12 protein-coding genes are annotated in these 13,317 nt (G+C 39.3%); 1 reads left to right on the top strand and 11 read right to left on the bottom strand.

Features of this window, described 5'->3' with window-relative positions; translation table 11 throughout:
* Positions 1-66 precede the first annotated feature (66 nt).
* The 10 genes from PL9214_RS27775 to PL9214_RS27730 form a co-directional block, all read right to left on the bottom strand.
* Positions 67-942, bottom strand: coding sequence for a glycosyltransferase family 2 protein (locus tag PL9214_RS27775; RefSeq protein WP_072722546.1), 876 nt, complete (start codon positions 940-942; stop codon positions 67-69).
* Positions 943-953: 11 nt separating this feature from the next.
* Positions 954-1,685: a hypothetical protein gene (locus tag PL9214_RS27770; protein ID WP_072722545.1), complete on the bottom strand. Its 732-nt coding sequence runs from the start codon at positions 1,683-1,685 to the stop codon at positions 954-956.
* Between the two features lie 399 nt (positions 1,686-2,084).
* Positions 2,085-3,635, bottom strand: coding sequence for an Eco57I restriction-modification methylase domain-containing protein (locus PL9214_RS27765; RefSeq protein ID WP_072722544.1), 1,551 nt, complete (start codon positions 3,633-3,635; stop codon positions 2,085-2,087).
* Positions 3,632-4,648: a XamI family restriction endonuclease gene (locus PL9214_RS27760; RefSeq protein ID WP_245824385.1), complete on the bottom strand. Its 1,017-nt coding sequence runs from the start codon at positions 4,646-4,648 to the stop codon at positions 3,632-3,634. The genes PL9214_RS27765 and PL9214_RS27760 overlap by 4 nt, the downstream gene beginning before the upstream one ends.
* An 88-nt stretch (positions 4,649-4,736) precedes the next feature.
* Positions 4,737-5,261, bottom strand: a complete 525-nt coding sequence (locus PL9214_RS27755) for a helix-turn-helix domain-containing protein (RefSeq protein ID WP_245824384.1) — start codon at positions 5,259-5,261, stop codon at positions 4,737-4,739.
* A 276-nt stretch (positions 5,262-5,537) separates the two neighbouring features.
* Positions 5,538-6,272 (bottom strand): LuxR C-terminal-related transcriptional regulator, encoded by a 735-nt coding sequence (locus PL9214_RS27750; RefSeq protein ID WP_072722542.1) that lies wholly within the window; start codon positions 6,270-6,272, stop codon positions 5,538-5,540.
* 61 nt (positions 6,273-6,333) lie between these two features.
* A complete protein-coding gene (locus PL9214_RS27745; RefSeq protein WP_072722541.1) occupies positions 6,334-7,416 on the bottom strand; it encodes an ATP-binding response regulator in 1,083 nt (360 codons plus the stop codon).
* Positions 7,413-7,970: a hypothetical protein gene (locus tag PL9214_RS27740; RefSeq protein WP_072722540.1), complete on the bottom strand. Its 558-nt coding sequence runs from the start codon at positions 7,968-7,970 to the stop codon at positions 7,413-7,415. The genes PL9214_RS27745 and PL9214_RS27740 overlap by 4 nt, the downstream gene beginning before the upstream one ends.
* A 325-nt stretch (positions 7,971-8,295) precedes the next feature.
* Positions 8,296-9,219 (bottom strand): ParB/RepB/Spo0J family partition protein, encoded by a 924-nt coding sequence (locus PL9214_RS27735; RefSeq protein ID WP_072722539.1) that lies wholly within the window; start codon positions 9,217-9,219, stop codon positions 8,296-8,298.
* A complete protein-coding gene (locus tag PL9214_RS27730; RefSeq protein WP_072722538.1) occupies positions 9,209-9,976 on the bottom strand; it encodes a ParA family protein in 768 nt (255 codons plus the stop codon). Before PL9214_RS27730 ends, PL9214_RS27735 begins: the two co-directional genes overlap by 11 nt.
* A gap of 390 nt (positions 9,977-10,366) precedes the next feature.
* On the opposite strand from PL9214_RS27730, the gene PL9214_RS27725 reads away from it, so the two are divergent.
* Positions 10,367-11,797: a hypothetical protein gene (locus tag PL9214_RS27725; protein ID WP_072722537.1), complete on the top strand. Its 1,431-nt coding sequence runs from the start codon at positions 10,367-10,369 to the stop codon at positions 11,795-11,797.
* A gap of 92 nt (positions 11,798-11,889) precedes the next feature.
* Here PL9214_RS27725 and PL9214_RS27720 read toward each other — a convergent pair whose 3' ends face one another.
* The gene (locus tag PL9214_RS27720; RefSeq protein ID WP_072718077.1) at positions 11,890-13,224 is read right to left on the bottom strand and encodes an IS701 family transposase; all 1,335 of its coding nucleotides are present in this window, start codon (positions 13,222-13,224) and stop codon (positions 11,890-11,892) included.
* Positions 13,225-13,317: the final 93 nt, after the last annotated feature.

The raw sequence follows: 13,317 nt of genomic DNA, 5'->3' as shown, positions 1-13,317 counted from the left end.
CTTAAATCATCGATTACATGAATTCTCTGTAACCATTTATCAAAATCCTGCTAGTAAGACCATAAATTATACCTCTTGTATCAAGCTTAATTTCATATGAGATATTACAAACAGAAAAACCAGCCAAATGTAACATAAAAATGTTATTTGTTTGCGATCCCGATTTGCTCTTATAAGATAAGAGTTCGCAATTGCTCTTAAATATTTTTTAGATGGCTTTTTGTGCATATTTAGTTTTTTTTCTGCTTTCATTGAAACTAAAGCAAAGTAATACGCTAAGAGAGTTTTGTTTGAAGTAATAGTCTTATTACTATGGTTTTTTCTATAAACTGAGTAGTATCCTGGTTGATATACAATAGTTGCGCCATCTATTAATATAGATAATATAAAATCTCTGTTCTGTCCAGCTTTTAGATTTTCATCCCATCCTTCTTCACAATTAATGGCACTTTTTCTAATAAGATATGCCTGACAAGGCATACAACCATAGCATAGAACAGTCTCAAGGTAATCCTCGTGAAATCCAGTAGCACCAAGAAGATCAACTGGGGATAATTTTACTTCTCCATTACTTAAGTGAATTTGGTAATAGACATCTCCATATATTACATCTGCACACGTTTCTTCCAGAACCTTGATTTGCCTCTCTATTTTTTCTAATAATAAAAAGTCATCTGCATCTAACAGTTGAATAAAGTCACCTTGAGATAATGCTAACCCTCTATTCCTTGCGTGGTTCGCCCCCTTATTAACACCTGTTTCCCATACTATTTTATCTTTGTATTTCTTAATAATATCTAAAGATTTGTCTGTTGAGCCATCATCAATAACAACTATTTCAATATTTGAATAGGTCTGATTAAGGCAGCTTTCGATAGCTTCTTCAATCCATGTTTCTGCATTGAAGCAAGGTATAATTACAGATACAAGTTTCTTGGTCATATGATTTAGATCTATTTAATATTGTTAAGCGTTTTCCAGCCCATATCAATGTAACGTCGGCATATTTCATCTCTAATACGAAAATGCTCTGAATCATTTAGAAAGGATGCATTTTCATCTGTACCATAACCATAGTCTCGCTCAGGTACATTGCTCCAAAGTTCCTTATCTTGCTCTGGATGTGGTGGCACAAATGAGCTTATACCACCATGCTTTTGTGCAAGATACGAAAACATAATGTCTTCGCCATTATTCCATGTTATGGGTTCTTCGTACCACAAATACTTAGCCCAATCTTGCCTAAAAAACCATGTGTGACCTACTAAATCTACCTTTTCATTATTTGGTGAGTGTACTCCATTCCATCCTATTTTCAGGTTGGGACGATAAGCTTTAGCTTTAAGTATGACTCCAGTCCCTCCAAGTATTCCGTTAAAACTATTAATACTATTTAAGCAATTTTCAAACCATTTATTGCCCGGTATAATGTCGTCATCAAAGACAGCAACAAATGGAGTTTTTACAATTAGTGATATCAAGAATCTTCCATGAAACTTAGTATTGTAGCTGCATATATAAGTTTTTATGTCACTTGATTTAGGCAACTCCTGATTTAATTCACTTTTGTTATACCAAATATGTATATCACTGTACTTTATTTGTACTGTTTGGTTAATTAAGGCATTAATTTGTCTCTCTAGATTTTTATTTCTTTTGTAGACATTTAAAATTACACTAATCATAAGCTTTTTTTATTTATGCTTGGGATAAGCATATTGATTGTTGGGCCGAATACATTTAGCAAATTTTGGCTAAAGCCGCTTTAGGATACAACATCAAGAAAGCATTGTTAGTTGTCTCCCTTGAATGATCGAGGATAAATCGAAACGGTCTGCCTCCACAACTATCCTGATAGCCTATATAGGTACAGAAGAACCTAAAAGAAGGGTGCTTTTCCTGATTATACTAAGCAAAGTGATGCTTATACAAGTAGTGTGAAGTGTAGCTATTCCCTAGAGAATCGCTTTCCTCATCTATTACCCATTAATAGTCTTTGCTGCGTTACCTTTACCTTATAGCATCAGGAGCGATTACCTATGGTACATTACGCTAACGCACTTATTTTTTGGGTGCAACTTCAGTCAATCAACCGGCTGTTTTGATAAAACTTCAACAATCTTCCCAGCTAAAGCATTACCCAATTCCCTCGGTTCCAGTTTATGTAATCCACCCCCATAAACGCGACCCTCACTCATTAGGGCCTCATCGGAAATACGATCAAGTACCTCCCACACCTGTTTCACCAATTCTGGCTTCTCTAAAAGCACTTTAGCAAGAACGGGTTTAGGATAGAGCATCAAATAAACATTGGTAGCTGTCGCCCTTGAATGATTGAGGATAAATCGAAAAGGTCTACCTCTACCAGTATTCTGACGACCCATATAAGTACATAGAAATGGAGAAGGAGGACGCTTTTCTTGAGAATACCAGGGAGAGCGATGCTTGCAGAGATAGCGATCGCAAATACCCTGCTCTACCCCCATCTGCAAATATTCCCAAAGTTTAGGATACTTAGCTTTCACTTCATCTGGGGACAACTCGCACGAGAGCAGAAAAAGCTGACGATCAAGAATTGGATTTCCTAAATCATCGGCTTTAACTTCATCCACTGGTAACAGTCGAGGGCTGGGCAAAACGGGCTTAAGAAATTCCATCGGCAATTGATATGCAGAAATTTGTTTTGGTTTCAACACAAAAAAATCATTTGCTCCTGTCGCCAACCCTCGTTTGATGGTGAATAAATCCTTCAGCCTCAAAGACTGCTCCTGAGAAATCACCCGCTCCGACATCAACCCGAACTTAGTCCACTTAGTTGCACCGCGTAGCGATTCTACCGACATCATTACGGACATCTTCGGTTCTGTCAAACTTCCCCCATAGGTAAATTCAACAGCATGGTTAACTGGTGGCAAAGCTTTCTTAAACCAAACAACTGCGGACGATACCAACGCATCCTCAAATTGTACGTCCACCGGATCGAAACAATGAATTCGCAGTAAACTAACGCAGTTGAGCAGATAATCTTTAATGGGCTGTCCGTAATTCACATCCATAAATCCGGTCGGAATCAGCCATCCTGCTAACCCATCAGTTGTTATCCAAGCATCTGAAAGACACAAAAAATAACAGTAAAGACTAGCCAACTGACTAAGTTTTATTCCCGCTATCTGTTCTGTTACCCGTTGCAACCGCAGCTTTTCAACTCGACTCAAATGATGATGTCGGGTGTACGGAGGATTGCAAATCAGCAAATTAGCTTTAATCTCGTCAGAATTGGGTGGTACAGCCTTGGTAAAATCTGCAATATTTAGCTGAAGTGGCTTATCACACCAAAGTTTGATCGCTTCATTTCCATAGTGAGGGTCAATTTCGTATGCGATCGCTTCTACAATTTGCGATAGGGGAAATTGCTGCAATAATGCGGAGTAAAATGCTCCCGTCCCAAAAGCTGGGTCAAGAAAACGAATTTGCGGGTCAGATGGTAATAACGTTTTAGCATATTTCAAAATATCTACTGCCAGGGCTGTAGGCGTGGAAAATTGGCCCAACTTATTTCGGTCTGTTTGGGTTTTCGCACTATCGAGTTGCAACTGTCGCAATACCCGAATTGATTCTGTTGTAGTTAAGTTCATATCCCAAACAATACCAAGTCTTCTATTCGATGTTCCCATACCCAGTCAATTCCTTCAGCAGCTTCATAACCCAAATAACCACTATCGAAATAACCGCAAAGAAACAGAATAAAGCGAACATTATTACCATAGTTATTGCGTAATTGAGCCATTTTGACTGCTTCTTCTTTCCGTCGCTTATTGGGATTAGTATAGTCTCCAGCAGATTTTGCTTCAATTAAAAGCGGTAGCTGGCTGGGGCTAGACTGAATGGGTTGAATTACGATATCAATTGGAATATTAATTTGTTTAGTACCTCCTTGCAAAAGGATGGGAATATTGAGCCGAAACGAAAAAGTTCCTGGCTGCATTCTCTCGAAACTTAATCGGGTTCCTCCCCCAATATACGAGTAGCCGCGCTGCTCTAGCCATTGTCTAATCGTAGCTAACTGTCTGCGCTCCTGAGCGTTGCGAATAATTGGGTCAGAAATAGTACCACAGAGACGATCTGCAACAATGATCGCTGCTCTATTAACTTCTGTATCCGTTGGTTGCCGTTCTGTATTCAACCATGAAAAGATGTCTTTGTCTGCAAGTCGCGCAATGATTTTACCAATTTTTCTCAGTTCATTATCCAAAGTTTCCCTGTCTATCCTAGGTGGAATTCGCTGTTTTTCTTCCATATTCTTGACTAGGTTGGATGATACTCCAGCTAAACCTATCAGGCGATCTCGTGCAATAGGCGGTGCTGTTGCCATGCGAAGGATAGGAAGGACAGACGGATACTGTTGCAATATAGCAGGCGTAATATTCGTAAGATTCTCTGTCCACATTAAAGCCGATTCGACTTGTTTAGTTGTGGCAATGCGAGTATCGCGGTAAGCTTGAGGAGCAAACTGCATAAACCAATGATTGTAGAAGTCTACTGACTGGGCTATATCCGGTTTCCACAAATGGGGTTTATCTGCATTAACTGGCACTCTATCATCTCCGACTTCAAGACCCATCTCAATTCTTAAAGATAGCTGAATCACCTCAGTTGGTTTTATCTAATAAACAGCCTCTTATCAGTAGTGATGTTTACACACATAGCGATCGCTATTTCCCCTTAAACCTGCTTAATTATCCGTCGCTTCGGCTGAGAGAATGGTGGCTTGAGGACAATAATTCCTCTTGAGTAACTGGTGTTCTTCTAAGCGTATCTAAAGGAACAAGAAACTCACCTTTTTGAATTTGGATATCCAGCGCATCAATTACAAATCTTACATCCATAAAGCTAGCATCTTCATAGTCGTTATCTTCATAACGTTTAATTTGTTCTTCTGTCAACCCAGCTAAATCTGCTAATTCTTTCTGACTTAGTTTGGCTGCCATTCTAGCTCTAATCAAGATTTGAGGTAAATAATCAATATCATCAAGTGTTAATACTATCGGCGTGTGGCTATCATGGGATGTTAGCCTGTCATATTCAGCAATTTCTGCTTGCAATTTCTCTAAATGACATTGTAATGTCTCTCGGTTCATTTTCCATCGCTCATGGTCATTCTTTTTGCTATCTTCATCCTTTTCTATTGCGGCTATAGATTTTTCAAACTTCTCTAACCATTCTTGACTAACTTGGTACTCTAATTCATTTTTAATCATCATTCCCACCTCATTAAATCTATGGCGATAATACCTTTAACATTTCCCCTTCTGTCACTCTGAAAAAATTCAAAAGANGAGTATATTCAACTGTCTCTGCTTGACTGGACTAGATACGAGAATCCCACCCCTTTAGCGTAGCGCAGGGGTGGGAGTGTCAATTCCATAATTACCTACAGGTTGCTGTGATGGGAAGATTTCTCCCCTATATTTAGCTTTCTGTCCAGCACGGTCATAATGATTCAGTAATCGAGGAGCGTTAATTCTGAGATAATAGAGCTAATTCACTAAACCAGCTCGCAAAGCTCGGACAGCAGCTTGGGTGCGATCATCACACGCTAACTTATTCAAAATATTACGGACATGAGTTTTCACAGTTCCCATTGATATAAATAATTGCTCGGCAATTTCTTCATTGCCATACCCTTCGACAATCAGTTCAATAATTTCATTTTCTCGTCGGGTTAGTGGATTAGATTGTAATAACTCGTTATCCTCTGGTTTTAACCCATGAATCGATACGGTCGGAATAGCACTAGAACCAACAACTTCTTTAAACGGATTATTAAGTCGAGCTAAAACAATTCGTGCAATAGACGGGTCAATCCAGTTCGCTCCTCGGTGAGTTTCCAGTATTGCTTCTAGCAGTTTTTCAAATTTCAGATCTTTCATACAGTAAGAATCTGCTCCGGCTGCAAACGCGGCTAAAATGGATTCTTCTTGATCTTGCGAGGTTAAAATTAAAACTTTAGGTTGGCTGATTGAGGGATTAAGCTGACGGGTTTGCACATACTCCTTAAACCGTTTAGTTAATTCAATGCCATCAACTAATCCAGGTAATCCTAAATCAATAATGGCAACATCGGGTAGCGTTTTCTCCAATAGTGTGATTCCTTGTAATCCATTACTAGCTTCCGCGATAAACTTGATTTCTTCACAATCCTCCAACGCTGCTTTAATTCCCACACGAGTTAAGTGATGATCTTCAATTAACACAATACTCACTCGATTCATAAGTTTCTCCATTAATACTAATTTGAGATTAAAAGCACATTTGGAGGGTTAATCTTTAACGTTAGTAATTTTGGTTCCGAGGGAGACACAACGTAAAAATACTTCCAACCCCCAGTTGTGAGGTCACTTCTAAACAACCCGAATGGGCTTTTGCAATACGCTGAGACAGATGTAACCCTAAACCACTTCCGGCTCCTTTCTGATTTCCAGTGCGAAAGCGTTCAAAGATTGCATTTTGCTCTGATTCTGTGATTCCGGGGCCTGTATCTTCTACGTGAATCGAAACGCTCTGAGCTTTGTACTCAACAGTGATCTTGACTTGACCGCGCTCGGTAAACTTAATCGCATTACTCACTAAATTAGTCAAAACTCGGCGCAGTTCTAAGCGATCGCCTTGAATCCGAAAAAACTGTTGTTGGGTTTCAAAAATTAAGCGTAAGTTTTTGCTGACCGCAAGTGCCTCTTGCTCTTTAACCACTTCCTTAATGAGTTTATAAAGATCAAAAGTTGTGATAGCCATTGGTTTGCAACCCGCTTCAAATCGATGCACTTCTAGGAGGGTATTGACGAGGGTAATTAGGTTGTCATTGCTAACCGCGATGGTCTGGAGAGCCTCTTTTACTGGGGGGGATAAGGTGCCAAATTTCCCTTGCCCTAGTAAAGTCAGCATTTGTTGGGCAGCAATTAGAGGGTTACGCAAATCATGGGTTAGGCGAGAAACAAAATCTTCACGGGCTAAAGCCATCTCTCGCATTGAATCGAGGCTATGTTTGAGACGGAGCAAGTTGCGGACACGGGCGAGTAATTCGTTAACTTGAATGGGTTTCCACAGAAAATCATCGGCTCCCAATTCTAATCCATTGGTAGAAGGAATGGAGGGATCTGGCGCGAGAAGGACAATGGGAATGAAGGGCAATTGAGGGGTAGAACGAATTTTGTAAGTGACTTCATAGCCGTCTGCATCTGGCATCATCACGTCCCATAGAATTAAATCGGGAGGGTGGGCGTTGATAGAGGCGATCGCTTCTTTTCCATATGAACTGGTGTTAACAGAATATCCTTCCTCGGTTAAAATGGTTTCCAAAATCAATAAGGTATCCGTTTCCTGATCGGCTGCCAAAATTTGGCTGGGTCTATCTTTCATGAATTGAATCTCCTTTCGGCTAACCCTCCCCAACTGACAAGGGAGTCTGTATTATCCATGGCCTGAATTTCTTGAATGATAGATAAAATCGGTTGGGAATTTTTTAATTGTTTGGCAGCGTTTAGTTTTTGCTCTTTTGTAACCCGGAGTAAGTAGTTTTTTAATCGCACATAGCACCATCCCAGGCGCACACCCAGTGCATAGATTTGCTCGCTTTTGCTGGAATTCACAGATTTTAGCAAGATTGGAGCTAAGGATCGAGAGTCAGGAGCCGGAATGGTTCGTCTACTTTTTTTCCCATCTTGATAACCTTGCCAAAATTCCAGAGATTGAGATGAAGGTTGGATACGAAGCCGATAGTGTTCTGCCATTGAAATTAGCCACTCTAAATCTTGTTTTCTTAAAGTAGAAAGTGCATCATTGGGCGGGTAGTTGCTCCAGAGGTCAATTAAACTTTTTAGCTTTTTCTGAAATCGAGTGAAATGCTCAATGGCAGCTTGGGAAGAAGTTGTCCCTGAAAGCAGCTTGGGTTTGAGGATCTTAATTGATGCCATAATTGGTCGCTTCCTTTATATCGAAGTTACTCAGAAGGAAAAGGTAGGTTGAAGTTGCTTTTTCTATCTAAGATCCTAAATTAGCAATGGCATAGATTAAGAAAGTTCTACCTTAAAGCTGATTTATTAAAAAAGTTGGGGGTTTAAAAAAAAGCCGTTAATCTAGGAACCGATCATCCGGTTTCGTGCCTATCTTTTGTTTCCGCTTTTTAAATAGAAACCATAAAAATAAATAATGCCCCATTGATTCTGGAGCATTTTTAAAAGAATATTAAATTTCCCTCAGTTTATATCTAACGATAGTTGTTGATTCCAATTTCTTTTCTTAGCTAGATAACAGGGATTCTAAGTCTACTAAAAGTTTTTGGAGACGCTTTTGCTTTTTCGGATCGCTCCAAGCTTTTGACTTATTGACTTGTGTGAGTGCGACTTTAATTCGAGTTTGAAGAGAATCTTCGGGGGGTGCGGATTGAGATTCTGATTTGAGCGCGGAAATTTGAGCTTTGATTTGAGTTAAAGACAAATTTTCTGCAATTGCTGTTTCCAGTAAAGTAACTCGTGCCTGTTCATCTTTGACTTTAGCGATCGCACGAGCTTTAGTATATTCAATTTTGCCTTCTCGTAAACTTGCTAAAACTTCTTCAGGAAGCTTCAACAGAGGCAGCCGATTACTAATAAAAGACTCCCAAGACATCTTGCCTAAGTCTTGAAAAAGTTGGGCGACAACTTCAGATTCAGGTTGAATGATAACGTTATCATTATCTCGAAGTGTTTGATTTTGCATTCGATATAGAAGGCGTTCAGCTTCCTGTATAGAACAATCTAGTCGATTAGCGAGTAGCCCTAAAATCCCTTCTGTTTCTTCAACGGGGTTAAGATCTTCTCGTTGCAGGTTTTCAACCAAAGCAATTTGTAAAGCTTGTTGTTCTGTCAGTTCTTTAATGATGACAGGAACTTCTTTCAACCCCACTTCTTTCGCCGCTCTTAAGCGTCTTTCTCCGGCAACTAACTCATACTTTCCATTCGATAAAGGGCGAACTAATAGCGGTTGAAGAATTCCATCAATTTTGACAGACTCAACTAAGCACTGCATCGCTTGAGGATCAAAATAGCGGCGGGGTTGAGTAGCTGGAAGCTGAATAGCATCAAAAGGAACTGAACTGTTAGGTAGACTTTCAGCTTCGTCATCGCCGAACAAGACCGTTAAGTTTGCTTTTCCTTTGTAAGGCTGATTACTTTTATTTGGCATTGAGTTTCTCCATCTTGGCAGCTAAACGATCTAATATTTTAACCACTCCATTTCTAGCGTCATAGACAGCTAGGGGAACCTGCTGTTCAGAAGCATCAACAAAAGCAGTTAAGCGAGGAATCGGCTCATAAACTGTTGCCACGGTGGAAAATTGTTCTTGAATCGCGTTTAAAGTGCGTTTATCCTGGGAGTTGGTGGCAGCATAGCGAGAGGGAACAAATCCAGCAATCTGCAAAGAGCGATTTCCTTTTTTTCGGACTCTGGCGACCGTTTGCAAAAGTAGGTTGGTTCCTTCAAACGCTTTGTAATGAGTTTCAATGGGGACTAAAACATGGGTGGCAGCGACAAGGCTAATGTAGCTTAATAATCCTAAGCTAGGCGGACAGTCAATCAAAATAAAATCATAGTTTTCTCGAATGGGTTCTAGGGCATCTTTGAGACGAACTTCTCGAAAGTCCATATTCACCAATTGGATTTCTGCCACACTGAGATTAATATTGGTAGGGGCTAGATCCATGCGATGAACTTCTTTTTGGATGAAGAGAGGTTCTTCATTCACAATGGCATCAAATACCGTTTTTTCCAAGCTCTGAGGGTCAAAGCCCATAAATAAGGTTAAAGAAGCTTGCGGATCGAGATCAATCAGCAAAATTCTATTCCCTCGTTGAGCTAGGTGGTAGCCTAAGTTGAGCGTAATTGTTGTCTTGCCCACACCGCCAGCTTGGTTGAACAGCGAAATCACTTTTGTCTGGGTCATCGGCTATTCTCCACTAGCACGCTCATGTTGCGATTTAAAAAGGAATTTAGAGCTACAGTTAGGATTATACACATATCGATTTAAGATGAATATTTCAGAATATTTTGCTGGAAAAATATAATAAATTCTCCGTGAGTGTTAATAATATCTCATATCCTGGGAGAAGATGTTGAAGCGAATCGAAATTTTTAGATTTATAGTCATTCAGAACATTCTAAAGGCGGGATTTTGGTTAATTTTTTCTTTTTAAGCTAGGGGAAAAGAATGAATTATTCCATCTGCCCTATTTCTGAATTCAACTCGGGTAGGTTTAGTCCTGAAGATGGACTAGGAAAGCTTGTCGTCGTGATAGGTTGAGGGATGAGCCAATTATCGGGAAATATAAGATTTATGCTGACAAGGCAGATGCAGCGATTTTCTCCCCAATCGATCTACCAACTTCAACAAATTGGATTAGCCTTTTTTGAAAAAATTGCAACGGATTCTAATTTGGCTGGAGAAACTCAAGATTTTTATCAAGGATTACTGGTTGGGTTAGATTGGGGTGTTAAACTGATCGATCAAGAGCAGGGGATAGAAACTCTAAAAGACTTAGAGGCTAGAGTTGCAACTTTTATCAACCTAGATAATCCTCCCAGCCAACAGCCGAACCCTTCAACGGCAATTCATCGATTATCCTCAGCGTCTATTGCTCAACTGCAACAAAAAGGACGGTCTACAGATCTTGATGAAAATGTATTAGCTTGTGTTCCTGCTACTGAAACTCAAGATTTCTATCACGGTTGTCTAGCGGCTTTAGATATTTCTATATCTTTATCTAAGGAAAAATATGCTTATGCTCAGATTAGTTTGCTTAAGACCAATGCTGCCCATTTTATCGAGTTATCTTCCCAAAGCGATCGCCAAGTTGCTCGTCCTACCCTTCAAGATCTATCTTTGTCTCAATCTCGAAAACCCAGAAGATTTAGTTCTCTCCTACCAGTTTATCAGTCAGGAGTAGCAACTCCAGTTTCTCCAGAAACTAACTCCGAAGCACTCATTGAGTCGGGAATAAATGACTCAGACTATGCTGAAGACTCCGAGCAAGTTAGATTAGAGGATGATCCCCAAGATTCAAAAGAGGGAGAAGGTTTGATTGAAGTTGGCAGTTCCCCTGAACAACGATTAGAACTGGAAAGATTATTGGCGGATCTTTTATTAAAAGAGCATCATCAATTTAAGGGATTAGAACGGTTAGAGTTTATGGAAGATTGGACAATATTATCGCAGCAAGGAGAATCAATTCGAGTGGTTTCTCAAGTCGATCATCACTTGGTATTCAAGATTAATTTAGAGGGTGAAGTTCAAAATCCTTTATCTAATTTAGATGCAGAAAAGTTAAAGATAAAACTCACTCAGGAAGCACCTGAACTGTTGAGTGAAGTTCAAGTTTTAGGCAATAATTCCAACTCAACTATTGAACCGTTAATGTTTACTTTAGAGCGTGAACAAGTTAAACAAGCTGAATTGATTTTACCAATTGCCCAAAAGGTATTTGAATACAAACTGAACTTAGGGGATGAAGGGGTAGAAGAAACGGATGATTTGACTATTATTTCCGTTGCCGAGGTTTACCAGCTAATTGTCACAAATGTTGAAGGGGTTTCTGTATCTTCTTTGAGAGCATCTGGTAGAGGAGAATTGCTGAGAGTGCGTGGGGAGCATTTAGTTCTAGCTCAAGGAATTCGATTTGAAGATGTTGAATTTTGGCGTCAAATGGCAGACGATTTGAATACTGTTGAATCCCAACCTGCCCAACACTCAAGGGAAATAGAACTTTGAGTTTTGGCGATCGCATGAATCCTTAAGCCTAGAGAGGTTGATATATCCCTCTTCTGTCACTCTCCGAAATCAACAAGTAATAAAAAGTAGAGTTATCCATTGGGAAAATAAGATTGAAATTGATTAATATTCTCAATTAATTTATGAAAACCCACTAATAAATGGCGGTCGGGAAAAATATCTAGCCACGGGACAATCAACCACAATATAATAGTAGGCTGAATTATTAAACGCAGATTATTTAAAACATTTTTCCATCCCTCTTTGTGATTCCATTGTTGATGAGTTGAGCAATCGGTGGTGTTTTTTTTGCTCTCAGATTCTCGGGGACTGCCTTGACTTAAAGACCGGAAAACTTCGGAGTTGAAACTAATCATTAAATACACACAGAAAATGATTTCCCACCATTTTTCTATATCTGGAAAATCCGTCAACCGATAATCAGTCCAACCCAGTTCTTGTTTACATTGTCGAAATCCATATTCCACCCATGTTCTTAACCCGTATAAATTACCTAATGTCTTTTTCATCTGGCTTCTCTTCTCTGTTAAATTTGTCATGACAAACGAAGTTGATGTTTCTGGCATCGTTTCTGGATCTGTGGTAATTTCCCAATAGGTTCTTGTACTTCTTTTCCCAAATATGATTTCTCTAATATATCTGGTTTCTGATTCTTGATTGCTAAAAATCCTCTCAAATTTACACCATTTGTTGGCTCTAACTTTCTGCTCGCTTGACATCCAGACTCCATGATTACTTCTTATTGCTAGTACCCAAGGAATTTGAAATTGATCTAATGTACTGATAAACGAACTACTTTCACCATAAAGGCTATCTGCTAATACCAATTCAATCTGAAATCCCCAATCAACCAATTCTGTTAGAATTTCTGATGCGATTTCAATCTTAGTTTTGTAGACATCTCCTTCTTTTAATGTTCCTTTGGGTTTAAATACTCTAAACACTAAAGGAAAGGTTATATTTTTATAAACACCGTAAGCATTAACTGATACTATTCCCCGATCTGTTTTGCCCACACTTCCCAAGTATTGTCTAGCTATATAGTCGGTTTTTTTTCCCTTTCTCCTATCTCCTGTCTCATCAATTATTACTATAATCTTCTCTCCTTTCAATGCTTTTAGAGTTCGGGCTAATCTTCTTTCCTTTAATTCCCTTGCTGACCAAGGCGAATTGGCTAAGAAATGATGCAGTGATTGTGGCGACCTAATTCCTACTATTTTAGCAATTTCCGGTAAAGATTTTCTCGGAATTGGTGAGATAATTCCTAGATGTAAGTATTTAAAACATTCGTAACTTCTCACTTCTGGGAATAGGTCTTTATAACCTTGACAATATTCATCAATCACTGAAACTGTTGGTTGTGCATCTCGGGCTAAATGTTTGATCATCTGTAATTCTACATCCATTACCCTATCCCCCTTCTAGCTACCCATCTGGTTTATTTTCTAATTTTACTCCTCGGAGACTGACAGAAGAGGGTTAGGTAAGGGGGATTTGAT

The sequence above is a fragment of the Planktothrix tepida PCC 9214 genome (assembly GCF_900009145.1).
Classification (GTDB): Bacteria; Cyanobacteriota; Cyanobacteriia; order Cyanobacteriales; family Microcoleaceae; genus Planktothrix; species Planktothrix tepida.
This window is presented reverse-complemented; position numbering and strand designations above follow the sequence as displayed.